Raw genomic sequence first — 16,184 nt, 5'->3', positions numbered from 1 at the left:
AATCTGGCGAAAGGTTGTTCAAAAATCCACCCGTCCCGGTATGATCGCGCGCCCTGATGCACACGCCTGGTAAACCCCGATGATGAAGCCCAACCTGATCGCCGCAGCCGAGATCGACCGTCTCGATACCTGGGCCAAATATTCAGCCCCGATGTGCGGCTCGTGCGTTTCCAGCTGCTGCACGCTGCCGGTCGAGGTCAAGATCAAGGACCTGGTGCGCATCGGCGTGGTCGACGAGTTCGAACTGGGCGACCCGCCGAAGAACATCGCCAAGCGTCTGCAAAAGGAAGGCCTGGTGGAGCGCTTCAACCAGAAGTCGGGGATCTTCACCCTGCAGCGCATGAGCAACAACGATTGCTACTACCTGGATCGTAAGAGCCGCCTGTGCACCATTTATGACAAGCGCCCGGACACTTGCCGCAACCACCCGAAGATCGGCCCGCGCCCGGGTTACTGCGCGTACAAGCCGAAGGAAGTGGAGCGGGTGCAGAATTCGCGGTCGATCGAGAAGTTCTGATCTGCCCTGAGATGTTCGGCGGCTGATCGGCCGCCTTCGCTGGCAAGCCAGCTCCCACAGTGATTTTTGCTGTACACAAACTTTTGGTACGACTGAAAACACTGTGGGAGCGGGCCTGCCCGCGATAGCGCCGGAACAGACACCGCGCAAATCCCGGACAAACAAAAACGCCCCCGGTCTCTCGACCGGGGGCGTTTTTTTCAAGCCTGGCTAAATCTTATGCCTTGGCTTTCTTGGCAGCGCGGGTACGCTCGCTTTCGTCCAGGATCTTCTTGCGAAGACGGATGGACTTAGGAGTGACTTCGCACAGCTCGTCTTCCTGGATGTATTCCAGAGCCTGTTCCAGGGTGAAGCGAACAGGTGGGACCAGAGCGATGGTTTCGTCTTTACCCGAAGCACGCATGTTGTCGAGCTTCTTGCCTTTGGTCGGGTTCACACCCAGGTCGTTGTCGCGGGAGTTCTGACCAACGATCTGACCGTTGTAGATCTCCTGGCCGTGTTCTACGAACAGCTTGCCACGAGCCTGCAGGGTTTCCAGGGAGTAGGTCAGCGCCTTGCCGGTTTCAACCGAAACCAGAACGCCGTTCTGACGGCCCGACATGTGGCCCGACTTCACTGGAGCGTAACGGTCGAAGATCGAGGTCAGGATGCCAGCACCGTTGGTCAGGGTCAGGAACTGGTTACGGAAACCGATCAGACCGCGAGCAGGGATGTTGTATTCCAGACGAACACGGCCTTTGCCATCCGGCACCATGTTGCTCAGGTCGCCTTTACGCAGACCCATTTCTTCCATGACCTTGCCCTGGGATTCTTCAGGGATGTCGATGGTGACGTTTTCGAACGGTTCCTGCTTCACGCCGTCAACTTCACGGATGATCACCTCAGGACGGCCCAGGGCCAGCTCGAAGCCTTCGCGACGCATGGTTTCGATCAGTACCGAGAGGTGCAGTTCACCACGGCCGGATACCTTGAACTTGTCAGCCGAGTCGCCTTCTTCAACGCGCAGTGCAACGTTGTACAGCAGCTCTTTGTCCAGACGATCCTTGATATTACGGGAGGTCACGAACTTGCCTTCTTTACCGCAGAATGGCGAGTCGTTTACCTGGAAGGTCATGGAAACGGTTGGCTCGTCAACGGTCAGAGGCTTCATCGCCTCGACGTTGTTGATGTCGCACAGGGTGTCGGAGATGAACAGCTCGTCGAAACCGCTGATGCAGACGATGTCGCCAGCTGCAGCTTCTTCAACGTCAACGCGGTGCAGACCGTGGTGACCCATCAGCTTCAGGATACGACCGTTGCGGCGCTTGCCGTCGGCGCTGATAGCGACAACCGGAGTGTTCGGCTTGACGCGACCACGAGCGATACGGCCAACACCGATAACACCCAGGAAGCTGTTGTAGTCCAGAGCGGAGACCTGCATCTGGAACGGACCGTCACGGTCAACAGCCGGAGGCGGAACGTGGTCGACTACCGCCTGGTACAGCGCGGTCATGTCTTCGCCCATGGCGGTGTGGTCCAGACCGGCGATGCCGTTCAGGGCCGAAGCGTAAACAACCTGGAAGTCCAGTTGTTCTTCGGTAGCGCCCAAGTTGTCGAACAGATCGAAGATCTGGTCCAGAACCCAGTCAGGACGCGCGCCCGGACGGTCAACCTTGTTGATGACCACGATTGGACGCAGGCCGGCTTCGAAAGCCTTCTTGGTCACGAAACGGGTTTGCGGCATAGGGCCGTCTTGAGCGTCGACCAGCAGCAGCACGGAGTCAACCATGGACATTACGCGCTCGACTTCGCCGCCGAAGTCGGCGTGGCCCGGGGTGTCCACGATGTTGATGTGGTAGCCGTTCCAGTTGATGGCGGTGTTTTTCGCCAGAATGGTAATGCCGCGCTCTTTTTCCTGGTCGTTGGAGTCCATCACGCGCTCGTCGTTGAGCTCGTTGCGCTCCAGGGTGCCGGATTGACGCAGGAGTTTGTCTACCAGGGTGGTCTTACCATGGTCAACGTGGGCAATGATGGCGATGTTGCGTAGATTTTCGATCACTTGTGTATCTCGATCAGAGGATTCGGTTTGCTGACAAGTCTTGGCAGCGATTAGCAGTAGTGTCCGGCATGGCCGTTACAGCTTGACGGCGGTGTCGGGGGGCCGGTGACGCAGGCCACAGGCAAACAGCCCCGGGCACTTAGCTCGGTCGATAAACGCGCACATTGGCATGCCCCTCACTGAGCAAATGGTGAGCATGCAGGCGACTCATCACGCCTTTGTCGCAATACAGCAGGTACTGGCGAGTAGGGTCCAGTTCCTTGAAACGTGCGTTCACTGCATAGAACGGCATCGTCTGTACTTCTATGCCTTCGAGCTCCAGCGGCTCATCCTCGGCGGCATCCGGGTGACGGATGTCGATGACGATCTGGCCGGCCAGTGCCTCGCTGACTTCTTCGATTTGCAAATCCTGGCCCAATTCGTCGATCACCCGATCAATCGGCACCAGTCTGGCGTTTGCGAGCGCACGCTCGAGCACCGCCATGTCGAATTCCTGCTCTTCGTGCTCAACGCGACCACGCTTGGCGGCTGTCTTCGGATTGACCGAAATGACCCCGCAGTACTCCGGCATGTGCCGGGCGAAATCGGCGGTGCCGATCTCGTTGGCCGTGTCGATGATGTCTTGCTTGTGGGCGACGATCAGTGGACGCAGGACCAGCTTATCGGTCACGCAGTCGATCACGGACAGGTTCGGCAGCGTCTGGCTCGACACCTGGGAGATCGCCTCGCCGGTGACCAGCGCATCAATATGCAGGCGCTCGGCGATGGCCGAGGAGGCGCGCAACATCATACGCTTCAATACGACGCCCATATGACTGTTATCGACCTTGCCGAGAATTTCGCCCAGCACTTCTTCGAACGGAACACTGACAAATAGCACGCGTTGCGAGCTGCCGTACTTCTTCCAGATGAAATGCGCGACTTCCATTACGCCCAATTCGTGGGCACGACCGCCCAGATTGAAGAAGCAGAAGTGCGCCATCAGACCGCGACGCATGATCTGGTAGGCCGCAACCGTCGAGTCGAAGCCGCCGGACATCAATACCAGCGTCTGCTCCAGCGCACCGAGCGGGTAGCCGCCGATGCCATTGTGCTGGCTGTGGATGACAAACAACCGTTTGTCGCGAACTTCGATGCGGACTTCGATTTCCGGCGCTTTCAGGTCGATACCGGCGGCACCGCACTCACGGCGCAGCTTGCTGCCGACGTATTTTTCGACGTCCATCGAGCTGAAGGCATGCTTGCCCGCACGCTTGCAGCGCACCGAGAAAATCTTCCCGGCCAGTGCATCGCCATAGTGCTGTTTGCACTTCTCGGTGATGTCGTCGAAGTCACCCAGCGGGTACTCGTCGATCTGCAGAAAGTGCGCGATGCCCGGCATGCAGGTCAGGCGTTCGCCCATCTCTTTCAGGGCCTTGGGATCGGTCACGCGGGTTTCCAGCTCGAGATTGTCCCACACACCGTTCACCACCACGGCCGGGTCCAGATCGCGGAGCACGGTGCGGATGTTCTTGGCCAGCTGGCGGATGAATTTCGTCCGGACAGGTCGGCTTTTGATGGTGATCTCGGGGAAGACTTTTACGATTAGTTTCATGAAAACAGCGCGCGCTGGGCCAGCCGAAAAAGGGGGGCGCGGATTATAGCGGAAATTGCTCAAGGTTTAACCAGTTAATGTGCAGAAGGTTTTGCATGCACCAAAACGGGTCATTTTCGACTTATAGCGCTACATTAGAGGGCGAGATTTTCTCTCTTTCTGCGCTTTGCACCTTTATAAGCGTGAATTTGGGGCAAAAAACCCATGCTGGGGCACTGGCATGCAATTTGCTCCCTTGTGAGGCAGGTTGCCTTGGCAGAGTATTCGCGCCGGCATCACCAACATTTAAGGGCATCCACTACCAGCCCTAAGCCACCCGGAGGACACTATGTCGAAGTCGGTTCAACTCATCAAAGATCATGACGTCAAGTGGATTGATCTGCGCTTCACGGACACCAAAGGCACTCAGCACCACGTGACCATGCCGGCTCGCGATGCGCTGGAAGACGACTTCTTCGAAGTTGGCAAGATGTTCGACGGTTCCTCCATCGCTGGCTGGAAAGGCATCGAAGCCTCCGACATGATCCTGCTGCCGGACGACGAAACTGCCGTTCTGGACCCGTTCACCGAAGAGCCGACCCTGATCCTGGTTTGCGACATCATCGAACCTTCGACCATGCAAGGTTACGATCGCGACCCGCGCGCCATTGCCCACCGCGCCGAGGAATACCTGAAGACCACCGGTATCGGTGACACCGTATTCGCCGGTCCAGAGCCTGAGTTCTTCATCTTCGACGAAGTGAAGTTCAAGTCCGACATCTCCGGCTCGATGTTCAAGATCTACTCCGAGCAAGGCTCGTGGATGTCCGACCAGGACGTGGAAGGCGGCAACAAGGGCCACCGTCCAGGTATCAAGGGCGGCTACTTCCCGGTTCCGCCGTTCGACCACGACCACGAAATCCGTACCGCCATGTGCAACGCACTGGAAGAGATGGGTCAGACCGTTGAAGTTCACCACCACGAAGTGGCGACTGCCGGTCAGAACGAAATTGGTGTCAAGTTCAACACCCTGGTGAAGAAAGCTGACGAAGTTCAGACTCTGAAATACGTTGTACACAACGTTGCTGACGCTTACGGCCGCACCGCGACCTTCATGCCGAAGCCACTGTACGGCGACAACGGCTCGGGCATGCACGTCCACATGTCCATCGCCAAAGACGGCAAGAACACCTTCGCTGGCGAAGGCTATGCCGGCCTGTCCGAAACCGCCCTGTACTTCATCGGCGGTATCATCAAGCACGGTAAGGCCCTGAACGGCTTCACCAACCCGGCCACCAACTCCTACAAGCGTCTGGTGCCAGGTTTCGAAGCTCCGGTGATGCTGGCCTACTCGGCTCGCAACCGTTCCGCCTCGATCCGTATTCCTTACGTCAACAGCCCACGCGGCCGTCGTATCGAAGCACGTTTCCCGGATCCGGCTGCCAACCCGTACCTGGCTTTCGCAGCACTGCTGATGGCCGGTCTGGACGGTATCCAGAACAAGATCCACCCAGGCGATGCTGCTGACAAAAACCTGTACGACCTGCCGCCTGAAGAGGCGAAAGAGATCCCGCAAGTTTGCGGCAGCCTGAAAGAAGCCCTGGAAGAGCTGGACAAGGGCCGTGCGTTCCTGACCAAGGGCGGCGTATTCTCCGACGACTTCATCGATGCCTACATCGCGCTGAAATCCGAAGAAGAAATCAAGGTCCGCACCTTCGTACACCCACTGGAATATGAGCTGTACTACAGCTGCTGATCCGGTAGCGCTGCGCTACGCGGCGTGACAAAAGAGAGGCCTCCTTCGGGAGGCCTTTTTTTTGAGGTTATTTCCGACAACATCAATCCAGAAATCCGAAAGCAACTGACACATCGTCCGGCATCAATCCCTTTGAGCGGCCCGTAGCCTTTCCTCCTTACGGCCACTTGAGGAATACAACGATGAAGCAATGTCTTTTCCAGATTCTGCTTGCCACTCTGGCAACTCTGACCCTGCAAGGCTGTGCCTCACCACAGGAATCCAGACAGATAGAGCGCAATCTGTTGCTCGAAAGCACCACGTCGTGGGATGGGACCTCCTATTCAAACTACCCCGACGCCAAACCCGAACTGTCGGTGCTCCGGCTCAGTATTCCTGCCAACACACAGCTCCAGTGGCACACTCACCCTATTCCCAACGCTGCCTACATTCTCTCCGGCGAACTGACTATCGAAAGCAGGGACGATGGCCGCAGCAAACGTTTTAAACAGGGAGAAGCCGTCGCTGAAATGGTGAACCGCAGTCATCGCGGGATCACTGGAGACAAACCTGTGGAGCTGGTTGTGTTCTATGCTGGCGGCGAGGGTATTCCATTGTCGGAGTGATATCCGCTACTCACAGGACGTCCGAATGCGGCCATTGCTGCCAATTCTGTTGCTGGCTTGCGCGTACGACGCGTCAGCGCAGATCTACAAATACACCGACGCCAACGGCAACACGGTGTACAGCGATCACTCGCCGGACGGCATGAAGGCGCAGCCGGTGGAGTTGCCGCCGCTCAACAGCGTCCAGCCTCAGGCACCGAGCGCGCCGTCGTCGGACACGGCCAGCCGGTCGCCCGCGCGCAATGCCTATGACGTGCTGGAACTGACCGGCCTGCCCACCGAAGAGGCCCTGCGCGCCAACAACGGCACGTTCACCGTCAGCGTGCAGATCAAGCCGCGCCTGCAACCGCCGCACCAATTGCGCCTGCTGCTGGACGACGCGCCTTATGGCCAGCCGAGCAACGTGCCGATCCTGCAACTGGTGAACGTCGACCGGGGTGAGCATCGGCTGGCGGTTCAGGTGATCGATGGCGAGGCGATCATTCAACAGAGTCCGGCAGTGGTCTTCACTGTGCAGCGAGTGCACAAGCCGTGACTCGCGGACTGATCGCTGCGTGTCTGGCCCTGTTCGCGCTCGGTGCGTCCGCCGAAGTCTTCACTTATGTCGATGCGCAGGGCAATCGCGTCTACACCGATCAACCCCGGGGCAACGCCAAGCGTGTGCCGCTGGCCACCAGCAATCGCATGGCCTCCAACCCGACCGGGGCGGCGCCCATCACCACGGCCAAAAAATCACCGGAGCAACCGCTGTTCCGCTACGACATGCTGCGGGTGCTGGTACCCGAGCCGGACGCCACCATTCGCAGCAGCGCCGGCGAGCTGATCGTCAGCGTCACCAGCGAACCCGGCCTGCAAAAGGGACATCGCTATCGCCTGCTGCTGGATGGCCAGGCCACCGGCGAACCCGGCCTGAGCCCGGTGTTTCCACTGAACAATATCGATCGCGGCAGTCACAGTCTGTCAGTAGAGATCCTCGATGCACAGAATCGCATCGTCGAACGAACGGCCAATCAGCCGTTCCACATGCAGCGCATTTCGCTGGCACAAAAGCGCCAGGTCAAACCCTGCACCACCGATGACTACGGCGTTCGACCGGAATGCCCGCTGAAAGACAAACCCGCCGAACCGAAAAATCCCTTCCTGCGTTTCTTTTAGCGCCGTTCAGCCTTGCGCACTATATTGGTGCAACAGTCTGCACCGTACCCACAATCCAACCCATTTTGGTTCGAAAGTACCCGCGAGGGCCGGCCAATCGCTGCGCAAACGGGCGTCAAACGCCTGTTTCAGGCGCCGAACGCTTCTTTTCGGAGCCTTGGTTTGGTTTTTGCATTTTCCTCGCACCGGCGCTTGGTTTCTTGCGCACGCCTTGCTCCAAAAGAGGTCCTGATGACCATAAGCGACGCACTCCACCGTTTGCTGCTCGACAACCTGACCACCGCCACCATCCTGCTCGATGCCGAATTGCGCCTCGAGTACATGAACCCGGCGGCGGAGATGCTGCTGGCCATCAGTGGTCAGCGCAGCCATGGGCAGTTCATCAGCGAGCTGTTTACCGAATCCACCGAAGCGCTCAACTCGTTGCGCCAGGCGGTTGAACAGGCGCACCCGTTCACCAAGCGTGAAGCGATGCTCACCGCCCTCACCGGCCAGACCCTGACGGTGGATTACGCGGTGACGCCCATCCTCAGCAATGGCGCGACCCTGCTGTTGCTGGAGGTTCACCCTCGCGACCGCCTGCTGCGGATCACCAAGGAAGAGGCGCAACTGTCCAAGCAGGAAACCAGCAAGATGCTGGTGCGCGGCCTCGCCCACGAGATCAAGAACCCGCTGGGCGGCATCCGTGGCGCCGCGCAATTGCTGGCCCGGGAGCTGCCCGAAGACAGCCTGCGCGACTACACCAACGTGATCATCGAAGAGGCCGACCGCCTGCGCAATCTGGTCGACCGCATGCTCGGCTCGAACAAACTGCCGTCGCTGGCCCTGTGCAACGTCCACGAAGTGCTGGAGCGCGTCTGCCAACTGGTCGAGGCCGAAAGCCAGGGCTGCATCACGCTGGTGCGCGATTACGACCCGAGTATTCCCGACGTACTGATCGACCGTGAACAAATGATTCAGGCCGTGCTGAACATCGTGCGCAACGCCATGCAAGCGATCAGCAGCCAGAACGAGCTGCGCCTGGGCCGCATCAGCCTGCGCACCCGCGCCATGCGCCAATTCACCATCGGCCATATCCGCCATCGCCTGGTGACCAAGATCGAGATCATCGACAACGGCCCGGGGATTCCGGCGGAACTCCAGGAAACCATTTTCTTTCCCATGGTCAGCGGCCGTCCGGACGGTACCGGACTCGGCCTGGCCATCACCCAGAACATCATCAGCCAGCACCAGGGCCTGATCGAGTGTGACAGCCACCCAGGCCACACCACGTTCTCGATCTTTCTGCCACTGGAACAAGGAGCCACATCGACATGAGCCGTAGTGAAACCGTGTGGATCGTCGATGACGACCGTTCTATCCGTTGGGTTCTGGAAAAAGCCCTGCAACAGGAAGGCATGACCACCCAGAGCTTCGACAGTGCCGATGGCGTAATGAGCCGCCTGGCCCGCCAGCAGCCGGACGTGATCATCTCCGACATCCGCATGCCGGGTGCCAGTGGCCTGGATCTTCTGGCGCGGATTCGCGAGCAACACCCACGACTGCCGGTCATCATCATGACCGCTCACTCCGATCTGGACAGCGCTGTCGCCTCCTATCAGGGCGGTGCCTTCGAATACCTGCCAAAACCGTTCGATGTCGACGAAGCGGTGTCGCTGGTCAAACGCGCCAATCAGCACGCCCAGGAACAACAGGGCATGGAAGTCGCGCCAACCCTGACCCGCACCCCGGAAATCATCGGCGAAGCACCGGCGATGCAGGAAGTGTTTCGCGCCATCGGACGCCTGAGCCACTCCAACATCACCGTATTGATCAACGGTGAATCCGGCACCGGCAAAGAGCTGGTAGCCCATGCCCTGCACCGCCACAGCCCGCGTGCGGCCTCCCCGTTCATTGCGCTGAACATGGCGGCGATTCCGAAAGACCTGATGGAGTCCGAGCTGTTCGGCCACGAGAAAGGCGCGTTCACCGGCGCAGCGAACCTTCGTCGCGGACGTTTCGAGCAAGCTGACGGCGGCACGCTGTTCCTCGATGAAATCGGCGACATGCCGGCGGACACCCAGACCCGGCTGCTGCGGGTATTGGCCGATGGCGAGTTCTATCGCGTCGGCGGGCATGTGCCGGTCAAGGTTGATGTGCGGATCATCGCCGCGACTCACCAGAATCTGGAAACCCTGGTCCACGCCGGGAAATTCCGTGAGGACTTGTTCCACCGCCTCAACGTGATCCGCATCCACATCCCGCGCCTGTCGGACCGTCGCGAAGACATCCCGACCCTGGCCAAGCACTTCCTCAGCCGCGCCGCGCAAGAGCTGGCGGTCGAGCCGAAGCTGCTGAAAAGCGAGACCGAGGAATACCTGAAAAACCTGCCGTGGCCGGGCAACGTGCGTCAGCTGGAAAACACTTGCCGCTGGATCACGGTGATGGCGTCGGGGCGCGAAGTTCACATCGGCGACCTGCCACCGGAACTGCTGAGCCTGCCTCAGGATTCAGCGCCGGTGACCAACTGGGAACAGGCGCTGCGCCAGTGGGCCGATCAGGCGCTCGCACGCGGTCAGTCGAGCCTGCTCGACAGCGCGGTGCCGGCGTTCGAGCGGATCATGATCGAGACCGCCTTGAAGCACACCGCCGGGCGTCGTCGCGACGCGGCCGTGCTGCTGGGCTGGGGCCGGAACACCTTGACCCGCAAGATCAAGGAACTTGGCATGAAGGTCGATGGCGGGGATGACGATGAGGGCGATGAAGGCTGAGCTTCGGCGCCAGCCTGCACCGCCGCAAGGCAGCGTGACCCTTAATCGGGCACGGCCACTGGCTCAGGTTTGTCCTGTAAACCGCTGAAAATCCCACCCTGTGAAAAGACGAAGGCCCCGTATTACGGGGCCTTCGTCATTGTGTCGGGCTTTTTTGTTTCAAAACGATAAAAACTGGCACGCCCCCTGCTATAACCCAATCAGGTGATTCGATTCACCCACCCTTTCGGGGGCCTTGGTACAGGCAGGCCGGGGATTCCCCTCTTTACACCAGGCTCACACCACAAACGTGATGAGCCCACCCTTTTGGGGCCCTTGATACAGGCAGGTCAGGGGTTCCCTCTTTACACCGGCTCAGAACGCGATGCGATGAGCCCGCCCGTTTCGGGAACCTTGGTACAGGCAGGCCGGGGATTCCCTCTTTTATTGCTCCCGGAGATGGATCTCCAGCCGCCAGCGGTCATCGACCGCCTGGCCGGCCCAGTCGCCCTGCAGCGGCCGCGCCGCCACCAGCGTCAGCAACAATCCCCCGTCACTCAAACGCGTCCGCCAGTTCACGTCCTTGCCGTTGAGCTTGAGCTGACCTTTCTGCGCCTTGCCTTCGGCCTCGAACAGCAACGCAATGCTGCCATCGACGATTTCGCCATGCAGCTTCGGCTCATTGTTGAACCAGACCGCCAGACCACCCTCGATCACTTCGACCTGCTGCAAAACGCTTGGGTCGGGGGTGGTCAAACGGCCGATCATCATTCCGACCATCAGGCCGAAAATTGCCAGCGACCCCATGACTCGCGGGAATAGTTTCGAACGCGGGTCGGCTGGCGGCGTAGAATGCGCGTCATCTTTACCTTCGGAGCCGTGCATGTTTCACGTCATCCTTTTTCAACCGGAAATTCCACCGAACACCGGTAACGTTATCAGGCTGTGCGCCAACAGCGGCTGCCACCTGCATTTGATCGAACCGCTGGGCTTCGAGATGGACGACAAGCGGCTGCGTCGCGCCGGTCTCGACTATCACGAGTATGCCACTCTGCAACGCCACGCCGACCTCGCCAGCTGCCTGGAAAGCCTCGGCCATCCACGGCTGTTCGCCTTCACCACCAAGGGTTCGCGGCCGTTTCACGATGCCGCGTTCGTCCCGGGCGATGCGTTCATCTTCGGCCCGGAAAGCCGTGGCCTGCCGCCGGAAGTGCTCGACGCCCTGCCCGCCGAACAGCGCCTGCGTCTGCCGATGCGCGAAGGCTGCCGCAGCTTGAACCTGTCCAACACCGTAGCAGTGGCCGTGTACGAAGCGTGGCGGCAGAACGACTTCAAATAGCACCACATAACAAATGTGGGAGCGGGCTTGCTCGCGAAGGGGCCGCATCAGATGACATTTATGCCACCTGACACACCGCTTTCGCGAGCAAGCCCGCTCCCACATTGGACTTGCGTCAACGCTCAGATCATTTACTGAACGGTCGGAGTCTCGCCGGCTTCCTGCATGCGCTGCAGCTCTTGCGCGTACAGGGCGTCGAAGTTCACCGGGGCCAGCATCAGGGCCGGGAACGAACCACGGGTCACCAGGCTGTCCAGGGTTTCGCGAGCATACGGGAACAGGATGTTCGGGCAGAACGCACCCAGGGTGTGGCTCATCGAGCCCGCGTCCAGATTCTTGATCAGGAAGATACCGGCCTGTTGCACTTCAGCGATGAAGGCCACTTCTTCACCGTTTTTCACGGTGACGGACAGGGTCAGCACGACTTCGTAGAAATCACCTTCCAGGGCTTTCTGGCGGGTGTTCAGATCCAGAGCGACCGCCGGGTCCCATTGCTGACGGAAAATCGCCGGGCTTTTCGGAGCTTCGAAGGACAGGTCGCGTACATAGATGCGCTGCAAGGAGAATTGCGGTGCGGTTTCTTCTTCGCTGGCTGCAGTGTTCTGTTGGTCAGTCATCTCAGATCCTTTCTGATCTTGGGTCTTTTGGGTTCTTGGTGAGGTGCAGCAGTTCAGGCCTTGAGCAGCGCGTCCAGCTTGCCGGCGCGCTCCAGGGCGTACAAATCGTCACATCCGCCGACGTGGGTGTCGCCGATCCAGATCTGCGGCACGGACGTACGTCCAGCCTTCTGGGCCATGGCGGCGCGCACCTGCGGCTTGCCATCAACCTTGATCTCTTCGAAGGCCACACCTTTGTTCGCGAGCAGGTACTTGGCGCGCGAGCAGTAAGGGCAGTAATCGCTGGAATAGACGATGACGTCGTTCATATCACTTCACCAGTGGCAGGTTGTCGCCTTTCCAGCTGGAGATCCCGCCGGACAGCTTGGCGGCGGTAAAGCCGGATTTCATCAGCTCGCGGGCATGGGTGCCGGCAGTCTGACCCAAGGCGTCGACCAGAATGATGGTCTTGGCCTTGTGTTTTTCCAGCTCGCCGATACGGGCGGCCAGTTTGTCCTGGGGAATGTTCACCGCGCCAACGATGTGACCGGCGGCGTATTCCTTGCTCGGACGGATGTCCACCACCACGCCGGCGTCCTTGTTGACCAGTGCGGTCAGCTCGCCGGTACTCAGGCTTTTACCGCCGCCCTGCACCGTATGCGCCAGCAGCAAAGCCAGCAGTACGACGAAGATACCGACAAGAATGTAGTGGTTAGTGGCAAATTCAATCAGGTGAGCAACCATCGAAGGAGGTTCCAGGGCGTTAAAATGTCGGCCAGTATACACAGCCACTATGGTGGGCCAAACCCCGTCCGGCGGTGACGCCGCCGGAACTTCGCTTTAAACTCCAACTCCCTTTTCCATCGCCCTCTTCTTTATTAGCCACGAGTGGATTCCATGACTACCACGCCTAAACCTTTGGTCCTGATGATTCTCGACGGCTTCGGTCACAGCGACAGCCCCGAATCCAACGCCGTCTATGCGGCCAAAAAGCCTGTGCTGGATCGCCTGTGGGCCACCGTGCCGAACGGTTTGATCTCGGGCAGCGGCATGGACGTCGGTCTGCCGGACGGCCAGATGGGCAACTCCGAAGTCGGCCACATGAACCTCGGCGCCGGGCGCGTGGTGTATCAGGACTTCACGCGTGTGACCAAAGCGATCCGCGACGGCGAGTTCTTCGAGAACCCGACCATCTGCGCCGCCGTGGACAAGGCCGTGGCCGCCGGCAAGGCCGTGCACTTCATGGGCCTGCTGTCGGATGGCGGCGTTCACAGCCATCAGGATCACCTGATCGCCATGGCCGAACTGGCCTTCAAGCGCGGCGCCGAAAAAATCTACCTGCACGCCTTCCTCGACGGCCGTGACACGCCGCCGAAAAGCGCCGCCTCGTCGATCGAACTGCTCGACGCGACCTTTCAGGCCCTCGGCAAGGGCCGCATCGCCAGCCTGATCGGCCGCTACTACGCCATGGACCGCGACAACCGTTGGGATCGCGTGGCCCAGGCCTACAACCTGATCGTTGATGGCAAGGGCGAATTCAACGCCGCCACCGCCCAGGAAGGTCTGGAGGCCGCTTACGCCCGTGGCGAGAGCGACGAGTTCGTCAAGGCCACCAGCATCGGTGAGCAGGTGAAGGTCGAAGACGGCGACGCCGTGGTGTTCATGAACTTCCGCGCCGACCGCGCACGCGAGCTGAGCCGTGTGTTTGTCGAAGACGGCTTCAAGGAATTCGAGCGCGCACGCCAGCCAAAAGTGCAGTACGTGGGCCTGACTCAATACGCCGCCAGCATCCCGGCCCCCGCCGCCTTCGCGCCGGGCAGCCTGGAAAACGTGCTCGGCGACTACCTGGCGAAAAACGGCAAGACCCAGCTGCGCATCGCCGAAACCGAAAAATACGCCCACGTCACTTTCTTCTTCTCCGGTGGTCGCGAAGAGCCGTTCCCGGGCGAAGAGCGCATCCTGATCCCGTCGCCGAAAGTCGCCACTTATGACTTGCAGCCGGAAATGAGCGCGCCGGAAGTCACCGACCGCATCGTCGAGGCCATCGAGAACCAGCGCTATGACGTGATCGTGGTCAACTACGCCAACGGCGACATGGTCGGCCACAGCGGCGTGTTCGAAGCGGCAGTGAAAGCCGTTGAATGCCTGGACACCTGCGTCGGCCGGATCGTCGATGCCCTGGAAAAAGTCGGCGGCGAAGCGCTGATCACCGCCGACCACGGCAACGTCGAGCAAATGGCCGACGAAGCCACCGGCCAGGCGCACACCGCGCACACCACCGAGCCGGTGCCGTTCATTTATGTCGGCAAACGCGACCTCAAGGTCCGTGAAGGCGGCGTGCTGGCGGACGTGGCACCGACCATGCTCAAACTGCTGGGTCTGGAAAAACCGGTGGAAATGACTGGCACTTCGATTCTGGTCTGATATCAAAAACGCCCTGTAATCAGCCTGAAACGGCTTTTTATGACGAACGCCTCAAAGCAGTTGGCTTTGAGGCGTTTTTTTTGCCGCGTGGGGCGGGCATACTAGGCCGTCCCTTACCCTGGTACCGCCCGCCCTTATGCTTCGCGTCCTGATCGCCCTCGCTCTGACATGCCTGCTCCAACCGGCCTTCGCTGACGAGCGTGCGCAAACCCAACAACAGTTGGACGCCACGCGTCAGGACATCGCCGAGCTGAAAAAACTGCTGGGCAAGCTCCAGGAGGAAAAATCCGGCGTCCAGAAAGAGCTCAAGGGCACCGAAACCGAGATGGGCAAGCTCGAGAAACAGGTCGACGCCCTGCAAAAAGAGCTGAAGAAGAGTGAATCCGAGCTGCAGCGGCTCGATGCAGAGAAAAAAAAACTCCAGAGCGCGCGCACTGAACAGCAACGACTGATCGCCATCCAGGCGCGCGCGGCCTATCAGAACGGCCGGCAGGAATACCTCAAGCTGCTGCTCAACCAGCAGAATCCCGAGAAATTCGCCCGTACCCTCACCTATTACGACTACCTGAGCCAGGCCCGCCTGGAGCAGCTGAAAAACTTCAACGAAACCCTGCGTCAGCTGGCCAATGTCGAAAAGGACATCTCCTCCCAGCAAGCCCAGTTGCTGGTGCAGAAAAGCGACCTCGACACCCAGCGCGACGCCCTCGAAAAGGTTCGCAAGGAGCGCCAGCAAGTGCTGGCCAGGCTCAACGACGACGTAAAAGCGCGTGACCAGAAACTGGCCGCCCGCGAGCAGGATCAGGCAGACCTGTCTAAAGTCCTTAAAACCATTGAAGAAATCCTGGCCCGCCAGGCCCGTGAGGCAGAAGAAGCGCGACAGAAAGCGCTCATCGCCCAGCAGGAAGCCGAAAAAAAGCGTTTGCGTGAGGCCCAGGCCCGTGCCGATGCGGACTCGGACACCAGCGACGCCCCGCGAAAACAAGCCAGACCCACACCTGGCGCGCTGGTTTCCAGCAGCGGCGAGACGTTCGGCGGCCCTTTTGCTGCCACCCGGGGAAAACTTCCATGGCCGGTTGATGGTCGACTGCTGGCACGTTTCGGTGAAACCCGTGGCGACGATGCCCGCACCAAGTGGGATGGCGTGATGATCAGCGCCTCCGCCGGCAGCCAGGTGCACGCCGTACATGGCGGGCGCGTGGTGTTTGCCGACTGGTTGCGCGGTGCCGGGCTATTGGTGATCCTCGATCACGGCAATGGTTTTCTGAGTCTTTACGGTCATAACCAGACGCTGCTGAAGTCGGCTGGTGACGTGGTAAAAGCCGGTGAGTCCATCTCCACTGTCGGTAACAGTGGCGGGCAGGACACACCAGCGCTGTATTTCGCAATTCGTCAGCAGGGTCACCCGAGTGATCCGGCGCAATGGTGCCGCGCGCAAGGATAGGCGTTGAGTCA

Annotated in this window: 16 protein-coding genes; 10 read left to right on the top strand and 6 right to left on the bottom strand. The window is 59.8% G+C overall.

Features of this window, described 5'->3' with window-relative positions; genetic code table 11:
• Positions 1-79 precede the first annotated feature (79 nt).
• Positions 80-517, top strand: coding sequence for a YkgJ family cysteine cluster protein (locus tag ACSPX5_RS25530; RefSeq protein ID WP_007961740.1), 438 nt, complete (start codon positions 80-82; stop codon positions 515-517).
• Between the two features lie 217 nt (positions 518-734).
• On the opposite strand, the gene typA is transcribed toward ACSPX5_RS25530, so the two are convergent.
• Positions 735-2,555, bottom strand: coding sequence for a translational GTPase TypA (typA, locus tag ACSPX5_RS25525; protein WP_439820493.1), 1,821 nt, complete (start codon positions 2,553-2,555; stop codon positions 735-737).
• A 139-nt stretch (positions 2,556-2,694) separates the two neighbouring features.
• On the bottom strand, positions 2,695-4,149 hold the full coding sequence (gene thiI / locus ACSPX5_RS25520; protein ID WP_085712783.1) for a tRNA uracil 4-sulfurtransferase ThiI: 1,455 nt from the start codon (positions 4,147-4,149) through the stop codon (positions 2,695-2,697).
• A gap of 328 nt (positions 4,150-4,477) precedes the next feature.
• On the opposite strand from thiI, the gene glnA reads away from it, so the two are divergent.
• The 6 genes from glnA (at position 4,478) to ntrC (ending at position 10,394) form a co-directional block, all read left to right on the top strand.
• On the top strand, positions 4,478-5,884 hold the full coding sequence (gene glnA, locus ACSPX5_RS25515) for a glutamate--ammonia ligase (protein ID WP_169428462.1): 1,407 nt from the start codon (positions 4,478-4,480) through the stop codon (positions 5,882-5,884).
• Between the two features lie 182 nt (positions 5,885-6,066).
• Complete coding sequence (locus tag ACSPX5_RS25510) at positions 6,067-6,489, top strand: cupin domain-containing protein (protein ID WP_207866876.1); 423 nt, start codon at positions 6,067-6,069, stop codon at positions 6,487-6,489.
• Positions 6,490-6,514: 25 nt separating this feature from the next.
• Positions 6,515-7,024 (top strand): DUF4124 domain-containing protein, encoded by a 510-nt coding sequence (locus ACSPX5_RS25505; protein WP_439820492.1) that lies wholly within the window; start codon positions 6,515-6,517, stop codon positions 7,022-7,024.
• Positions 7,021-7,644 (top strand): DUF4124 domain-containing protein, encoded by a 624-nt coding sequence (locus ACSPX5_RS25500; protein ID WP_439820491.1) that lies wholly within the window; start codon positions 7,021-7,023, stop codon positions 7,642-7,644. Before ACSPX5_RS25505 ends, ACSPX5_RS25500 begins: the two co-directional genes overlap by 4 nt.
• 231 nt (positions 7,645-7,875) lie before the next feature.
• Complete coding sequence (glnL, locus tag ACSPX5_RS25495) at positions 7,876-8,961, top strand: nitrogen regulation protein NR(II) (protein WP_096821967.1); 1,086 nt, start codon at positions 7,876-7,878, stop codon at positions 8,959-8,961.
• The gene (gene ntrC / locus ACSPX5_RS25490) at positions 8,958-10,394 is read left to right on the top strand and encodes a nitrogen regulation protein NR(I) (protein WP_439820490.1); all 1,437 of its coding nucleotides are present in this window, start codon (positions 8,958-8,960) and stop codon (positions 10,392-10,394) included. Before glnL ends, ntrC begins: the two co-directional genes overlap by 4 nt.
• A gap of 423 nt (positions 10,395-10,817) precedes the next feature.
• Here the strand turns inward: ntrC and ACSPX5_RS25485 are convergent, their stop codons facing one another.
• A complete protein-coding gene (locus tag ACSPX5_RS25485; protein WP_169428458.1) occupies positions 10,818-11,258 on the bottom strand; it encodes a hypothetical protein in 441 nt (146 codons plus the stop codon).
• On the opposite strand from ACSPX5_RS25485, the gene ACSPX5_RS25480 reads away from it, so the two are divergent.
• Positions 11,257-11,712: a tRNA (cytidine(34)-2'-O)-methyltransferase gene (locus tag ACSPX5_RS25480; protein WP_041071426.1), complete on the top strand. Its 456-nt coding sequence runs from the start codon at positions 11,257-11,259 to the stop codon at positions 11,710-11,712. The genes ACSPX5_RS25485 and ACSPX5_RS25480 overlap by 2 nt on opposite strands.
• A gap of 131 nt (positions 11,713-11,843) precedes the next feature.
• Here ACSPX5_RS25480 and secB read toward each other — a convergent pair whose 3' ends face one another.
• From secB to ACSPX5_RS25465, 3 genes are read right to left on the bottom strand one after another with little or no spacing between them, the layout of a single operon-like run.
• Positions 11,844-12,329, bottom strand: coding sequence for a protein-export chaperone SecB (gene secB / locus ACSPX5_RS25475; protein ID WP_169428457.1), 486 nt, complete (start codon positions 12,327-12,329; stop codon positions 11,844-11,846).
• 53 nt (positions 12,330-12,382) lie between these two features.
• The gene (gene grxC / locus ACSPX5_RS25470) at positions 12,383-12,637 is read right to left on the bottom strand and encodes a glutaredoxin 3 (protein ID WP_207866872.1); all 255 of its coding nucleotides are present in this window, start codon (positions 12,635-12,637) and stop codon (positions 12,383-12,385) included.
• 1 nt (position 12,638) lies between these two features.
• Positions 12,639-13,052 carry a rhodanese-like domain-containing protein gene (locus ACSPX5_RS25465; RefSeq protein WP_169428455.1) on the bottom strand — a complete coding sequence of 138 codons (414 nt, stop codon included), beginning with the start codon at positions 13,050-13,052 and terminating at the stop codon, positions 12,639-12,641.
• A gap of 153 nt (positions 13,053-13,205) precedes the next feature.
• On the opposite strand from ACSPX5_RS25465, the gene gpmI reads away from it, so the two are divergent.
• Positions 13,206-14,732, top strand: coding sequence for a 2,3-bisphosphoglycerate-independent phosphoglycerate mutase (gpmI, locus tag ACSPX5_RS25460; RefSeq protein WP_439820489.1), 1,527 nt, complete (start codon positions 13,206-13,208; stop codon positions 14,730-14,732).
• A gap of 136 nt (positions 14,733-14,868) precedes the next feature.
• Entirely contained in the window at positions 14,869-16,173 is a 1,305-nt protein-coding gene (locus ACSPX5_RS25455; RefSeq protein WP_439820488.1) for a murein hydrolase activator EnvC family protein, read from the top strand.
• The last annotated feature ends 11 nt before the right edge of the window (positions 16,174-16,184 follow it).

The sequence above is a fragment of the Pseudomonas sp. HLG18 genome (genome assembly GCF_051903985.1).
Classification (GTDB): domain Bacteria; phylum Pseudomonadota; class Gammaproteobacteria; order Pseudomonadales; family Pseudomonadaceae; genus Aquipseudomonas; species Aquipseudomonas fluorescens_BT.
The sequence above is the reverse complement of the archived record's forward strand: the minus strand, read 5'-3'. Positions and strand labels throughout refer to the sequence as shown.